General features: G+C 70.9%; 12 protein-coding genes and 1 tRNA gene. 7 read left to right on the top strand and 6 right to left on the bottom strand.

Annotated features, from left to right (window positions below; genetic code table 11):
* Positions 1 to 359 precede the first annotated feature (359 nt).
* Entirely contained in the window at positions 360 to 1,217 is an 858-nt protein-coding gene (locus OHT77_RS19935) for a helix-turn-helix domain-containing protein (protein WP_266771353.1), read from the top strand.
* A 240-nt stretch (positions 1,218 to 1,457) separates the two neighbouring features.
* On the top strand, positions 1,458 to 1,649 hold the full coding sequence (locus tag OHT77_RS19930) for a DUF397 domain-containing protein (RefSeq protein WP_328829885.1): 192 nt from the start codon (positions 1,458 to 1,460) through the stop codon (positions 1,647 to 1,649).
* Between the two features lie 196 nt (positions 1,650 to 1,845).
* Here OHT77_RS19930 and OHT77_RS19925 read toward each other — a convergent pair whose 3' ends face one another.
* From OHT77_RS19925 to OHT77_RS19915, 3 genes are all read right to left on the bottom strand, one after another.
* Positions 1,846 to 2,724, bottom strand: coding sequence for a MerR family transcriptional regulator (locus OHT77_RS19925; protein ID WP_328829884.1), 879 nt, complete (start codon positions 2,722 to 2,724; stop codon positions 1,846 to 1,848).
* 79 nt (positions 2,725 to 2,803) lie between these two features.
* A complete protein-coding gene (locus OHT77_RS19920; RefSeq protein WP_328829883.1) occupies positions 2,804 to 3,307 on the bottom strand; it encodes a glutathione peroxidase in 504 nt (167 codons plus the stop codon).
* 111 nt (positions 3,308 to 3,418) lie between these two features.
* Positions 3,419 to 4,384, bottom strand: a complete 966-nt coding sequence (locus OHT77_RS19915; RefSeq protein ID WP_328829882.1) for an ArsR/SmtB family transcription factor — start codon at positions 4,382 to 4,384, stop codon at positions 3,419 to 3,421.
* A gap of 70 nt (positions 4,385 to 4,454) precedes the next feature.
* Between OHT77_RS19915 and OHT77_RS19910 the strand changes: the two genes are divergently transcribed.
* From OHT77_RS19910 to OHT77_RS19895, 4 genes are all read left to right on the top strand, one after another.
* Positions 4,455 to 5,642, top strand: a complete 1,188-nt coding sequence (locus OHT77_RS19910; RefSeq protein ID WP_328829881.1) for an MFS transporter — start codon at positions 4,455 to 4,457, stop codon at positions 5,640 to 5,642.
* A gap of 131 nt (positions 5,643 to 5,773) precedes the next feature.
* A complete protein-coding gene (locus tag OHT77_RS19905) occupies positions 5,774 to 6,964 on the top strand; it encodes a M23 family metallopeptidase (protein ID WP_328829880.1) in 1,191 nt (396 codons plus the stop codon).
* A gap of 139 nt (positions 6,965 to 7,103) precedes the next feature.
* The gene (locus OHT77_RS19900) at positions 7,104 to 8,225 is read left to right on the top strand and encodes a GNAT family N-acetyltransferase (RefSeq protein ID WP_328829879.1); all 1,122 of its coding nucleotides are present in this window, start codon (positions 7,104 to 7,106) and stop codon (positions 8,223 to 8,225) included.
* Positions 8,226 to 8,400: 175 nt separating this feature from the next.
* Positions 8,401 to 9,510 carry a DUF475 domain-containing protein gene (locus OHT77_RS19895; protein ID WP_328829878.1) on the top strand — a complete coding sequence of 370 codons (1,110 nt, stop codon included), beginning with the start codon at positions 8,401 to 8,403 and terminating at the stop codon, positions 9,508 to 9,510.
* A gap of 104 nt (positions 9,511 to 9,614) precedes the next feature.
* On the opposite strand, the gene OHT77_RS19890 is transcribed toward OHT77_RS19895, so the two are convergent.
* The 3 genes from OHT77_RS19890 to OHT77_RS19880 form a co-directional block, all read right to left on the bottom strand.
* Positions 9,615 to 9,687: transfer RNA gene (locus OHT77_RS19890), tRNA-Arg, on the bottom strand.
* 195 nt (positions 9,688 to 9,882) lie between these two features.
* Positions 9,883 to 11,541 carry an IclR family transcriptional regulator domain-containing protein gene (locus OHT77_RS19885; protein WP_328829877.1) on the bottom strand — a complete coding sequence of 553 codons (1,659 nt, stop codon included), beginning with the start codon at positions 11,539 to 11,541 and terminating at the stop codon, positions 9,883 to 9,885.
* Between the two features lie 73 nt (positions 11,542 to 11,614).
* Positions 11,615 to 12,898, bottom strand: coding sequence for a M6 family metalloprotease domain-containing protein (locus tag OHT77_RS19880; RefSeq protein ID WP_328829876.1), 1,284 nt, complete (start codon positions 12,896 to 12,898; stop codon positions 11,615 to 11,617).
* 320 nt (positions 12,899 to 13,218) lie between these two features.
* Between OHT77_RS19880 and OHT77_RS19875 the strand changes: the two genes are divergently transcribed.
* On the top strand, positions 13,219 to 13,863 hold the full coding sequence (locus tag OHT77_RS19875) for a TetR/AcrR family transcriptional regulator (protein ID WP_266771369.1): 645 nt from the start codon (positions 13,219 to 13,221) through the stop codon (positions 13,861 to 13,863).

Genomic DNA, 13,863 nt, shown 5'->3' with positions numbered 1-13,863 from the left:
CGCAGTCCCACGGCACACGTCCGCATCACGAAGGACCGCACGACGGAACCACCGCAGGACCGCGACACCGCAGGACCGCACGACCGCAGTAACGCCGCACCGCCAGTCCCCAAGACCCGGTTCGGGAGCCGCTGGTCCGAGCGGGGTGGAGTAGACGTAACGTCACTCCACCCCGCTCGGCCGCATCTACGGGCACCTTCGGCAACCCGAACCTGGCTCGTACCTGCCGCATATCCACCGTTTCCCAGCGGTAGAAACCACCTTGGTGGCAGTCTGCTCAACAGCAGATACGCAAAGTGGCAAGCATTGAGCAGCACGTAGCAGCAAGTAGAGGCATGCAGCCGGAGGTGCACGTTCCCGTGGCGTCAAGTGTCAATCCCACCGTCAGGCGACGCCGGTTGGGCCAGGAGTTGCGTCGGCTCCGCGAGCTCAAGGGCATGACGGCCGAGGAGGTCGCCGAGAGACTCCTGGTGTCCCAGTCGAAGATCAGCCGGCTGGAGAACGGCCGGCGCAGCATCAGCCAGCGCGACGTCCGCGACCTGTGCGGGGTCTACGAGGTCGAGGACGTCCGGATCGTCGACTCCCTGATGCAGATGGCCAAGGACTCCCGCCAGCAGGGCTGGTGGCACTCCTTCGGTGACATCCCGTACAGCGTGTACATCGGACTGGAGACGGACGCGGCCAGCCTGCGCGTCTACGACCCCCAGGTCGTCCCCGGCCTGTTGCAGACCCGGCAGTACGCCGAGGCGCTGATCACCGGCGCGCTGCCCGAGTCGGCCCCGGCGGACGTCGAGAAGCGGGTCCAGGTGCGGCTGCGCCGGCAGGAGCGGATCGCGGCCGCGGAGAACCCGTTGCGGCTGTGGGCGGTGCTCGACGAGGCGGCGCTGCGCCGCGAGGTCGGCAACAAGCAGGTGATGATCGGGCAGCTGGACGCGCTCATCGAGATGTCCCAACTCCCGCATGTCACCGTGCAGGTGATCCCGTTCGCGATGGGCGCGCACCCGGGGGTCAGCGGGCAGTACGCGATCCTGGAGTTCCCCGACGCGGCCGACTCCAGCGTGGTCTACATCGAGGGCGTCACCAGCGACCTGTATCTGGAGAAGGCGCAGGACGTCCAGAAGTACAGCGTGATGTACGAACACCTCAGGGCGCAGGCCCTGAACGCGGACCAGAGCCGGGAGTTCATCTCCAACGTGGCGAAGGACTATGCGCGTTGAACCGTCCCGAACCGCCCTGTGACGCGTGCGGTGCCGGAAAATACACCCTCCTCGGGTGAGAGGGAAGACACCACTGGAATATGCCACCCGGTCGAGTGAATGGCCGCTCCGTGCGGCGATGTTGGCGAGTAGCGTCGATCACGCCATCGAGCAACAACGTTGGCGCAAACCGTGTCCCGCAGGCGGAGTCATGTGCGGGACACGGCGACAGCAACTCAGCAACTGGTAATCGGAGCGAACATGGCAATCAAGCAGGGCGCCGCGGACAAGTGGATCAAGTCCTCTTACTCGCAGGGCAACGGCGCGTGCGTCGAGATCAAGTCACCGGTCGTGTCGGCGATGGCCGTCCGGGACTCGAAGGTCTCCGAGGGACCCACCCTGGACTTCCCGGCCGACGCGTGGAAGGCCTTCGTGGCATCGGTCAAGGCATAGGCACACGACACGGGGGGAGGATCTTCCTGATCTTCGAGCGATCAGGTGATCGAGAACTTCACCGTCCAGAGCTTCACCGCCGACAGCCTCACCGTCGGCCGCGTCACCATCGACAACTTAAAAAGCACCACCGAAGCCCTCTCGACCGGCCGCCGTCCTTGCCGAGAGGGCTCGGCTTTTTCCAGGACCGTTCCGGCTAGCGCGCCGAGAACTCCACCGGGAACGCCACGTCACACACCGCGTCCCCCGGCCCCGCCGCCTCCCAGTCCGCGAAGTACACCTCGCGGCACGGTCCGGCGTAGCTCAGGCCCTGTGCGGCCACCCACTGCTCGACCGCCTCGAACGCGGCCAGGATCTGCGGGTGCGCGACCTGCGCCTTGGTGATGCGGGTGCAGGCCAGTCGGCGGGCCGGTTCCACCCGGACCGCGGTCTGCCGGGCCCGCCCCTGCCGTGCGGCCCAGGCCCGCGCCGCCGCCTCGTCCGCGACCGGTACGCAGGCCTCGGCCGGGCCGTCGCTCTCCATCGACACCTCGGCGTGGTAGACGACGAACGGCGCCGCGCTCACGCCCCCGCACTCCCGCGCCGCCTCCCCGAGCCGCCCCAGCGAGGCGCCGATCCAGGCCGGCAGCTCGTCCGCGAGGGTGTGCCGGGTCTCGGTGATCAGCACCTGTTCCGGTACCTCCACCGTTTCGACCACGAATGTTCCGTACATCTCGGAGCTCCTCCCCGACAGTCGTGCACGGAGGTACTCGGCGAGCGTGCGCTGCCCGGCGATCCGGGTCTCCACGGCCGTCCAGTACGCGGCGAGGAGTTCCGCCGCGTCGCTGCCGTCGGCCTCGACCAGCTCGGCGATCCGAGCCAGCGGCATGTCCAACTGCCGTAGCAGCGCGACGAGTCGGGCCCGTTCGGTCTGGTCGGCGCGGTAGTAGCGGTAACCGCTGTCCTCGTCGACGTGCGCCGGGGACAGCAGTCCCAGCCGGTCGTACAGCCGCAACGCCTTGGCCGAAAGCCGCGCCCGCGCCGCGAACGCGCCGATGGTCAGCAGTTCGTCGTCCACCCTCGCATCCTCCGTCACCGGGCGGTTTCCGTCCGCCCGGCGAGAAGGACGCTCAGCCCTGCCCCAGGGGCAAGGTCAACACCTGCCCACGACGGTCCTAGGCGACCGCGGTCTCCACCGCCGCGACGACCTCCGCCGACTCCGGCTCGGTCTGCGGGGAGAAGCGGGCGACGACCGTGCCGTCGCGGCCGATCAGGAACTTCTCGAAGTTCCAGCGGATGTCCCCGGTGTGGCCCTCGCCGTCCGCGAAGCCGACGAGCCGGTCGTACAGCTCGTGCCGGCCGTCCCCGTTGACCTCGACCTTCTCGGTCAGCGGGAAGGTCACGCCGTACGTCGCCGAGCAGAACTCGGCGATCTCCTCGGCGCTGCCGGGCTCCTGCCCGAGGAACTGGTTGCAGGGCACGCCGAGCACGGTGAAGCCCTGCGCCGCGTACCGCTCCTGGAGCCGCTCGAGGCCCGTGTACTGGGGGGTGAGCCCGCACTTGGAGGCCACGTTCACCACGAGGACGGCCTTGCCCGCGTACTGCGAGAGGTCCGCGGAGCCGCCGGTGAGCGACCCGATCTCGACACCGAGGGGACCCGTGTTCTCTGTAGTCGTCATAACCGGATGCTAACTCCGGTAAATGTCGTTCTCCCCACGGGCCCGGAAGCCTCAGTGGTTACAGGCCGACGGCCGCCCACAACACCCCGGCCGTCCCCGGACGCCCCGGCCCTACAGCCCCGCCGCCCTCACCACGACCTCCCCCGCCGCCGTCCGCGAATACAGCACCGACCGCCCAGCCCGCCGCCGCTCCACGAGCCCCGCGTCCAGCAGCACCCGCAGATGCCGCCCCACCGACCCGAGCGCCTGCCCGGTCACGGCCGTCAGCTGGCTGGTACTCATCGGTGCGCCGAGCAGCACCAGCACCTCGGCCCGTGAGGCCCCCAGCAGCGTGCCGAGGCCCGTCGGCACCGCCCGCCCGCCGGGATCGGCGAGAGCGCCCGCGCAGGGGTAGACGATCGCGTACAGGTCCGGCTCCTCCCACGACGCCCAGCCGGCCTTCGACGTCACCGGCATGAAGAGCAGCTCCGCGCCGGAGACCTCGCGCGGCGGGTTCTCGTGCAGGTTGATCTGCAGCCGGTTCTCCCCGAGCCACCGCGTCCGCCCCGGCTGCAGGGCGTCCAGCACGGCCGCCCAGCCGCCCTGGCTCACCTGGGCCGTCCGCGCGACCACGTCCGCCTCCAGCACCCGCCGGCGCCGCGCCCAGTACGGCCGTACGGTCTCCTCCCAGACGTACTCCAGGACATGCGCCGCCCGCTCGGGCAGGTCGTCGCGGTCTAGGACGGTGGGGAGCGGGCCGGCGAGCGAGACCCGTAGGTGGGCGCGGGCGGCGGCCGGGGGAGTGGCGCGAACCCGGGCGACGGTCTCGGCGAACGACTCCTGGTCGGTCTGGGTCGGGCAGAAGAAGTCGGCGATCCAGGACCGCCCGAGCGCCGCCCGCACCAGCGCCGCGCTGACCGGATCGGCCGCCAACAGCCCCCGGTATCCGGGCAGATGATCCCGCAGCCACACCTGCTCACCGGGGTGCGCGCCCGCCCCCGCGTGCAGCAGTTTCAGCGCGGCGAAGGTCTCGGCGAACGACGACAGCACGAACCGGCTCCGCGCGAGCGTGTCCGCGTTGAGCTGCCACAACCCCATCCGCGCCCCCCGTGTTTCGCGTCCGCGCGAAAGAATAGGACCCTCGCGCGCACCCCCGCAGACTCCGCTCATGCGCAGCTACCGCGAGCTCTTCCGCACCCCTGAGTACACGCCGTTCTTCCTCTCCTTCGCCGCCCAGAACGCGGCCCTGACCATCAGCGGCCTGGCGCTGGCGACCCTCGTGTACCGGGCGACCTCGTCCCCTTTACTGTCGGCCGTCAGCATGTTCGGCCCGCAGCTCGCCCAGATGCTGGGCGCGACCTTCTTCCTGTCCGGCGCCGACCGCCTGCCGCCCCGCGCCACCCTCACCGGCATCAACACGGCCTTCGCGGTCTGTACGGCCCTGCTGGCACTCCCCGGTCTGCCGATCGCCGCGGTCTTCGCCCTCGTGTTCCTGCAAGGGCTGATCGCCTCGCTGGGCGGCGGGGTGAGCGGCGGTCTGCTGAACGAGATCCTCTCCAAGGACGGCTATCTGCTGGGCCGTTCGGTGTTCAACATGGCATCGGGGCTGATGCAGGTCACCGGGTTCGCGGCGGGCGGCGCCCTCCTGGCCCTCCTCGCCCCGCGCGTCTGCCTCCTCCTCGCCTCAGGGCTGTACCTCACCACGGCTCTCGTCCTCCGCCTCGGCCTGACCGCCCGCCCACCCCGCACCGCGGGCCGCCCGTCGGTCGCGGCCACCTGGCGCACGAACGCCGTCCTGTGGTCCTCCCGCCCCCGCCGCCTCACCTACCTCGGCATGTGGATCCCCAACGGCCTGATCGTCGGCTGCGAATCCCTCTACGTCTCCTACGACCCCGGGTCCGCGGGCGCGCTGTTCGCGAGCGCGGCGCTGGGCATGTTCGTCGGCGACCTCACCCTGGGCCGCTTCGTCCCGGCCACCCTCCGCGCCCGCCTCGACATCCCCCTCCGCCTCCTCCTCGCCACCCCGTACGTCTTCTTCGCCCTGCGCCCGGGCATGCCCTGGGCGGCCATCGCGGTGTGCCTGGCCTCCATCGGCTACGGCGCGAGCCTCGTCCTCCAGGAACGCCTGATGGAACTCACCCCCGGCGAACTCGCGGGCCACGCCCTCGGGTTGCGCTCGGCGGGCATGCTCTCCATGCAGGGCATCGGCGCCGCCCTCGCGGGCACGGTCGCCCAACTCACCTCCCCGGCAACGGCGATGACCCTGGTCGCGGTGGCATCGGTCGCGGTGACGCTGGTCCTGGCGGTGCTGGGCCGACAGGTACGGGGGGAGGTGGCGGAGGTGCGGACGGCTTGAAGGGGGGAGGTAAACGGCTTGAAGCGCAAGGGTGTTGAGGGCGTCCGGCGAGGCTGCTGAGAACCGTGCCGGGCGTCCACTCGTCTTCTCTACGCCGGTCATCGCATCGAAGGCACGCGGAGGAACCCCCGTTGACCCTTGAGCCGCCTCCGTCCCGACGCCCGGAGATCGACGCACTGCTGAGGTTCCTGACCGCCGCCCCGGCGGAACGGCCCCGCCTCGCTCCCCGCGTGGCGGAGGCGGTGGGCGCCGACACCCTGGAGCGCATCGTCCAGGCGACCCTGAGCCGCACCGGCCGCCCCGTCGCCGTCACGGACAGCCCCGACGGCCTGCTGGTGACCGGGGAGGAGGGCCAGGTGCGCGCCTGGGCCCGTGCCGCGCCGGACGGTGGACTCGCCGCCCTGTACCTCGAAGGCGCCCGCCACACCCCGCCCCGAGGCCGTCGACTCCGCGTGCCGTACGGCCTGTTGGTGATCCTCGTCGCCGTCGCGAACGTCGTCGCCCTCTGGACGGCCTCCGACCGCACCGCCTGGTGCACCGACCTGACGGTCCTCGCCCTCTGCGGTGTCCTCGTCGAGGGCCTCGGCGCCCCCGCCCAGCAACCGCGCCTGCCGCGCCGTACGGTCGAGGCGGGAACCGTCGTAGCCACCCTCGCCTCGGCTTCCCGACTCCCCGAACTGCCCACGGGGAACGGCACGTTGGGGCTGTCGATCACGGTCGTGGTCCTGCTGGCACTCCTCGGGGCGGTCGCCGTCGGGCGGACACGCACCTGGCGGGCGCCGCTGTCGCAGCCGTTGCGGTTTCCGCTGGAGGGGGTCTGGTACGTCGTCCAGGGGGGTGCCCGGCCGCTCAATCACCATGCCGGGGTGCCCGAACAGCGGGGTGCGGTGGATCTGGCGGGGCTGGGGCGGTACGGGAGCCGTACGCGGGGCGGTCATGAGCTGACGGCGTTCGCCGCGTACGGGCGGGCCGTGCGGGCGCCGTGCGACGGGCGGGTGGTGTCGGCCGAGGGGGCGATCGAGGACCAGGACGCGGGGCCGGGCGCGCGGGCCCGTTATCAACCCCCATACGGGAACCACGTGTTCATCGACACCGGGCGGGAGATCGTCAAACTGGCCCACCTGAGGGCGGGTTCACTGACGGTGAGCCGGGGCGACACGGTGCGGGCGGGCCAACTCGTAGGAGAGACCGGCAATTCCGGCAACACCACCGAGCCGCATCTCCATCTGCACGCGGAGCGTGACGGGGTCGGCCTGGACCTGCGGTTCACGGACGTTCCGGGCCGGTTGTACCGGGGAAGGGTGATCCGTACTTTTCCGTGACGACAAGCATCCTTGACGGCGTGCGTACTGTTTCGCGACGTTTGGGCCCTGCCGAACTGTTCGTGTCTCGTCGTACCTTGGGATGCGTAGGCAGGACGCGGACGACGCGTCGTGGGGGAAAGTGGGGGGACGGTCGCCCATGCGATCCAACAGCAAGGCGGACATCACGATCCACAGACCGGAGGAGCTCGGCAGCACGCTCCGCCAGGCCTGGCACAAGGCGATGGACGAGTCGCCGGACTACGCGAACCCTTTTCTGGCACCGGAGTTCGCGGACGGCGTCGGCCGTCACCGCGGCGGCGCGCAGGTGGCGGTGCTGCACGAGGGCGGGGAGCCGGTCGGCTTCTTCCCGTACGAGCGCAACCACGTGGGCGTCGGCCGGGCCATCGGCCTCGGTCTCTCCGACTGCCAGGCCCTGGTGCACCGGCCCGGTGTCACCTGGGACGTCCAGCAACTCCTGCGGGCCTGCGGCCTTTCGGTCTTCGAGTTCGATCATCTGGTGGAGGAGCAGCAGCCGTTCGCCCGCCATGTGACGGGCACGTTCGCGTCCCCGGTGATCGACCTGAAGGACGGCGACGGCGAGGTCCCGTACCCGGAGTGGCTGCGCGGCGCCTACCCGGGCATCGCCAAGACCACCCTGAAGAAGGAACGCCGGCTGGGCCGCGACCTCGGCGAGATGCGGTTCGTCTACGACGAGCGCGACCCCGAGGTGCTGCACACGCTGATGCGGTGGAAATCGGCCCAGTACCGCAGGACCGGCCGCATGGACCGCTTCGCGCGCCCGTGGATCGTCGACCTGGTGGACCACCTGTTCCGCGTCCGCGAGGAACACTTCACCGGGATCCTGTCCGTCCTCTACGCCGGGGAGCGCCCCGTGGCGGCCCACTTCGGCCCGACGTCCCGGACGCTGTTCGCCGCGTGGTTCACGGCCTACGACCCCGAACTGCGGTACTACTCACCGGGGTTGATCATGCATCTGCGGATGGCCGAGGAGGCGGGGCGGCACGGCGTGCGCCTGATGGACCTGGGGCGCGGCGACAAGGAGTGGAAGGACTGGCTCAAGACGCGCGAGCTGCGCGTCGCCGAGGGGTTCGCCACCCGTCCGCACCCGGTGGCGGCGGCCCATCGCCTGTGGCGGCGCCCGGTGCGCGGGCTGCGCAACACGGTGCTGGCCCATCCGTCCCTGCGCGATCCGGCGGACCGGCTGCTCAAGACGGTCGGCACGCTGCGGACGACGGGCAAGGTGGCACCGAAGAAGTGACGGCGAGGTGTGTCGGCCGGGGCCCTGGACCGCTGAGGTCGGGGCCCCTTCCGCGTTCCCAGGGCCGCCCCCCGACACCTGTACGACAGGCGGTCGTGGTAGACAACGCCGATGATGGTCAGGGCTGTTGTGCCCGGCCCGCGGGCGACCGCGCGACAACAGGAAGGGGCAACCCGTGCTTCTGAAGACCTTCCGCTGGTCGTTCGCGGTCACCGCGGTCGGCCTGGCTCTCGGGGTCTGGTACGGCGGCTGGACGGCGTTCGGTGTCATCGCGATCCTCGCCGTGCTCGAGATCTCGCTGTCCTTCGACAACGCGGTCGTCAACGCCGGGATCCTGAAGAAGATGTCGGCCTTCTGGCAGAAGATCTTCCTCACGGTCGGCGTCCTGATCGCGGTCTTCGGGATGCGCCTCGCGTTCCCGGTGCTGATCGTCGCGGTCACGGCGAAGAAGAGCCCCTTCGAGGCGGTCAACCTCGCGCTGACCGACAAGGACCGCTACGAACAGCTGGTCACCGACGCCCACCCGGCGATCGCGGCGTTCGGTGGCATGTTCCTGCTGATGATCTTCCTCGACTTCATCTTCGAGGACCGGGACATCAAGTGGCTGGGCTGGCTGGAACGCCCCCTCGCCAAGCTCGGCAAGGTCGACATGCTGTCGGTCTGCATCGCCCTGATCGTCCTCCTGATCACCTCCTTCACCTTCGCGACCCACGCCCACCAGCACGGCGGCGCCCACGCGGACAAGGCCCAGACGGTCCTGATCTCCGGCATCGCCGGCCTCATCACCTACATGATCGTCGGCGGCCTCTCGGGCTACTTCGAGGACCGCCTGGAAGAGGAGGAGGAACGGGAGCGGGAGGGCGAGCGATCGGCGGTCGTCCTCGCCGGCCAGGCCGCGTTCTTCATGTTCCTGTACCTCGAAGTCCTGGACGCGTCCTTCTCCTTCGACGGCGTGATCGGCGCCTTCGCCATCACCAACGACATCGTGCTCATGGCCCTCGGCCTCGGCATCGGCGCGATGTACGTCCGCTCGCTGACGGTGTACCTGGTCCGCCAGGGCACCCTCGACGACTACGTCTACCTGGAGCACGGCGCCCACTACGCGATCGGCGCCCTGGCCGTGATCCTGATGGTGACCATCCAGTACCAGATCAACGAGGTCATCACCGGGTTGGTGGGGGTCGTGCTGATCGGGTGGTCGTTCTGGTCCTCCGTGCGGCGGAACCGTGCGGCGGCGGAGAACGACGGGGCCGTGGGGGCCGCGGACGAGGCGAAGGTGCCGTAGCCGACGGGCGGGTGCAGGGACAGGCTGTCCCTCATCCGTGTCCCGAGACGCCGGAGGCCCTCCCGTCCACCGGACGGAAGGGCCTCCGGACCAACCTCTTGCTGTGCCCTCGGCAGGATTCGAACCTGCGACACCGGCTTTAGGAGAGCCGTGCTCTATCCCCTGAGCTACGAAGGCGGGGGAACAAACCCGCTGGTCAGTGCCGGTGTCACCTCCCCCGCGCCCTTGCTGGGGCGGACGACGCGGCGTACCGACTACTGGCCAAGGACAGGGTAGCGGATACGAGCGGACGAGGGTTGCGGGGAGGGGGCGAAGCGGGGTCGCCCTTCACCGCGGGACGCGGGACACGGGCCGACCATGAGTCGCCGGTGGTCAGGCCGCCGACACGCTGGTGAAGCGGCCGGCCACCCGTAGGTCCGCCTCGATCGCGCCCGCCGTCACCGTCAGCTCGGGCAGCACGTCCCGGACGTACTCCGTGACCGTGCGGCCGGTCACATGGGTGGCCGTGTTCAGCGCGGCCACCACCCGGCCCGTGCGGTCGCGGACCGGTACGGCGATCGAGCGCAGGCCCGCCTCCAACTCCTCGTCGACCAGGGCGTATCCCTGCGTACGGACCGTGTCCAGCGCCGCGGCAAGCGCCGCCGGGTCGGTCAGTGTGCGCGGGGTCAGGGCGCGCAGCTCGTGTTCGCGCGGCGGCGCGTCGGCCAGCAGGACGCGGCCCAGGGCCGTCGCGTACGCGGGGAGGCGGGTGCCCACGGCGATGTTCACGCTCATCACGCGGCTGGTGGCGACCCGGGCCGTGTACTGGACGTCGTCGCCGACGAGGATCGCGAGGGACGCCGGTTCGTGGATGCGGGCGGCGAGGGCGCTGAGGTGGGGGAGCGCGAGGGCGGGCAGGGTCGTACGGGAGAGGGGCGGGAAGCCCAGGGACAGCACGCGGGGGGTGAGGGCGAAGCGGCGGTCGCCCGACGGGGTCACCAGGCCCAGGTGCTCGTACGTGATCAGGGCTCTGCGCGCCGTCGCGCGGGCCAGTCCCGTCGCCTGGGCGACCTCCGTGAGGGTCAGTTCGGCGCGGCCCTCGCCGAAGGCCGTCAGGACGGTCAGGCCGCGGGCCAGGGACTCGACGAACTCCCGGCCCAGTTCCTGCTTGGACGCGCCCGTCCAGGTCGCGAGTCCGGAAGGGGCGGGGGACTCGCCGTGCGGGGTCTCGCGCAGGTCCTCCGCCAAGTCCTCCTCCATCGTGCGCACCGCCGAACGCAGCCTGGGCAGAAGGGAGTTCCGCAGATCGTCGGCGGTGTGCCGGCTCGTGTGGCTCACGACGCTCGCCACGCACGCGATCGTGCCGGTACGCGGGTCCCGTACGGGCACGGACACCGCGACCAGTCCGGGTTCGATCAGCTGGTCGTCCAACGCCCAGCCGTCCTCCCGGACTTGGGCGGTCCACTGCTCGAAGTCCGGCCCGGGGGAGGACCGTTCGGGTACGGCCGGGAAGCCCTCGTCCCTCGGGTCGGCGGCCCGGCGCTCCCGCCAGTGCCGCCACTGCGCTTCCGTCCACTCGGTGGCGAACAGCGGGCCCGGGGCGGTGCGTTCGGCCGGGAGCAGGTCGCCGATGCGGAAGCTGAGGGACATCGCGCGGCGGCGGGTGGCCTGGTGGATGAAGCGGATGCCGTCCCGGTCGGCCACCGCGAGCGACACCGACTCGTCCAGCTCGTCGGCCAGCGCGTCCGCGCGGGCGTCGAGCAGGGCGGGCAGGCGCAGCGCGGCCAGGTAGGCGTTGCCCAGCTCCATGATCCGGGGGGTGAGCACCGCGTCCCGGCCGTCGAGACGGACGTATCCCATCCGGGCGAGCGTCCCGGTGATCCGGTCCACCGTCGAACGGGCGAGCCCGGTCGCCCGCTCCAGCCCGCTGAGGCTCAACACCCCGCCCGCCTCGGTCAGTTGCCGCACCACGGCAACCCCACGGATCAACGGCGCGACCGCCTCGGCGGGCACGGCACCGGCGGCGTCGGTCAACGTGGTCTCAGCGGGCATCGATTCTCCGGTACGGCAATCTCGGCAGCCCTACGGTAAGCCCGACCTCGCCGCCTTCGTCGCCGGCGTACTCCTACCGGGTCCGGCTCACCGCCACCCGATACGCCCCCGCCGTGTCGGTTCCCGTGACCGTGATGCGGATTCCTCGTCCGGGGTCCTTGAACGTCTCGCCCACTCCGAAGGGCGCGTCCGAGAGTTCGGCCTGGACGTTGGGGCTGCGGGTGCAGCCGCCGCTGTCGCGGTGGGCGTCGTAGACCTTCACGGGGCCCATGCCCGTGTCGACGTCCGCCTCGACCTTGTAGATGAGGACGCCGGGGCGGCAGACCGCCTCGTCGTTGCCCTCGCGGGTGCGGAGTTCCAGGGCGTAGCCGGTGCGGCGGTCGAGGGGGACGAAGATCAGGCGGGTGCCGTCGCCGCCGGGCCGCTCCAGCGGGGTCAGGGTGTACTGCGTGGTGCCCGGGGTGCGCGCGCAGGTGACCTGGGACGGGTCGAGCCAGCCGAGCTTCCACTTGTGCCAGCCGAGGAAGTCGTTGTTGGCGCCCCAGTCCTCGCTCATGATGTCCCAGTGGCCGACCGCGCCCCCGCCCTCCTGGGTGTAGAGGTCGGGCAGGCCGAAGACATGGCCGTTCTCGTGCGGGAGGACGCGGTAGCCGGTCTGGGAGTACGAGCCTGAGCCGTCGTCCTGGCGGGAGTACACGAACGAGGCGTTGGAGACCGGGACGCCGTCCGCGACCGGGGCCTCCGTGTTCCCCGCGAACGTCACCGACAGGACCGTGTCGAGGGCGGAGGGGCCCGCGTTCGGGGTGACCAGGACGTTCAGGAGGTCGTACTGCCGGAAGTCCACCGTCGGGTCGGCCGCGGCCACGATGTCCTGGACGAGCTGCCGGTACCCGGGGTCGAAGGGCGCGCCGCGCTCTATGCCGTAGGACCGGAACGGCTTGGGCATGCGGAGCCAGTGGTCGACCGGGGTCTCGGGGCGGTAGTCGAGGCGGCCGTAGGAGCTGGTGGCGAACCATTCCTGGGTCTTGGGGAAGAACTCGCGGTACCGGTCCATGGCGCTGCCCTCGCCGGGCGCGTCGGAGAAGTCGACCATCAGGGTCAGGGCGTGGACCGTGCCGGTGGAGCGGGAGTAGCCGCCGGGGGTGGGGATGCCCTCGGACATCTGGACGTCCAGCGGGCCGTTGATCATGCAGGGGCCGAGTGCGGAGGTGCGGGCCAGTGCGACCGGACCCGCCGCCGTCATGGCGCCCGGGGTGAAGCGCTCCGTGCCGGCCGAGGTGCTGACCGCGAGGGTCAGGACGGTCACGGACGCGAGGGCTGCCACGCGGCGCGGGGATATCCGACGGCTGGGCTGCATGCAGGGACCCTTCGCGCCAACGGCAGCCGCCGGTCTCCGGCTGCACCCTTTCGATCACCCTGTGTCGACTCCCGTGCGGGCGCGCGCTGGAGGAGACCGACCGTGTGTTTCTCGCTGGTAGGGGGCCGAACGAGGAGCCCGGAGGGGCGGTGCGCGGAGATCCAAACCGGGAATCCGGTGAATGTGACTCAGGTCACATCGAAGAAATCGCGGAGGCGGAAATAACCGGGGAGCGTCTCCCCGTTTAGCCATGTGTCCGAGCGAAACGGGGACTGCCTCCCCGGATCGCCTCAGCAGTCCAAGACCTTCAGGAGCACGCCGTGACGACCGCGACCCCCGTACAGCGAAAGGTGACCCGGCCCCGCGCCGACGCTTTGCGCAACCGGGAGCGGATCGTCACCGCCGCCCGCGAGATGTTCGTCGAGTTCGGCCCCGATGTGCCGCTCGACGAGATCGCCCGCCGGGCCGGCGTCGGCAACGCCACGCTCTACCGCAATTTCCCTGACCGCGACGCCCTCGTCCGCGAGGTAGTGGTCTCGGTCATGGACCGTACGTCGGAGGCCGCCGAGCAGGCGCTCACCGAGACCGGCGACGCCTTCGCCGCTCTGGAGCGCTTCGTGCACGTGTCCGCCGACGAACGGATCAGCGCGCTGTGCCCGATGATCTCCAGCACGTTCGACCAGTTCCACCCGGATCTGGAAGCCGCGCGGCAGCGGGTCGAGCAGCTCATCGACGAGGTCATGGACAGGGCCAGGAGGTCCGGACAGCTCCGCACCGACGTGGGTGTCGGTGACGTGATGGTGGCCGTGGCCCAGCTCAGCCGGCCCCCGGCCGGCACCGGTTGCCTCAGCGCCGACCGCTTCGTACACCGACACCTGCAGCTGTTCCTGGACGGACTGCGGGCCCCGGCCCGCTCGGTCCTGCCCGGTACGGCCGCGACGATGGAGGATCTCCGGCAGCCCTGA

It is taken from the genome of Streptomyces sp. NBC_00252 (assembly GCF_036187565.1).
Classification (GTDB): Bacteria; Actinomycetota; Actinomycetes; order Streptomycetales; family Streptomycetaceae; genus Streptomyces.
Note: the sequence above shows the minus strand (reverse complement) of the source record. Positions and strands in the feature narration are given on the sequence as shown.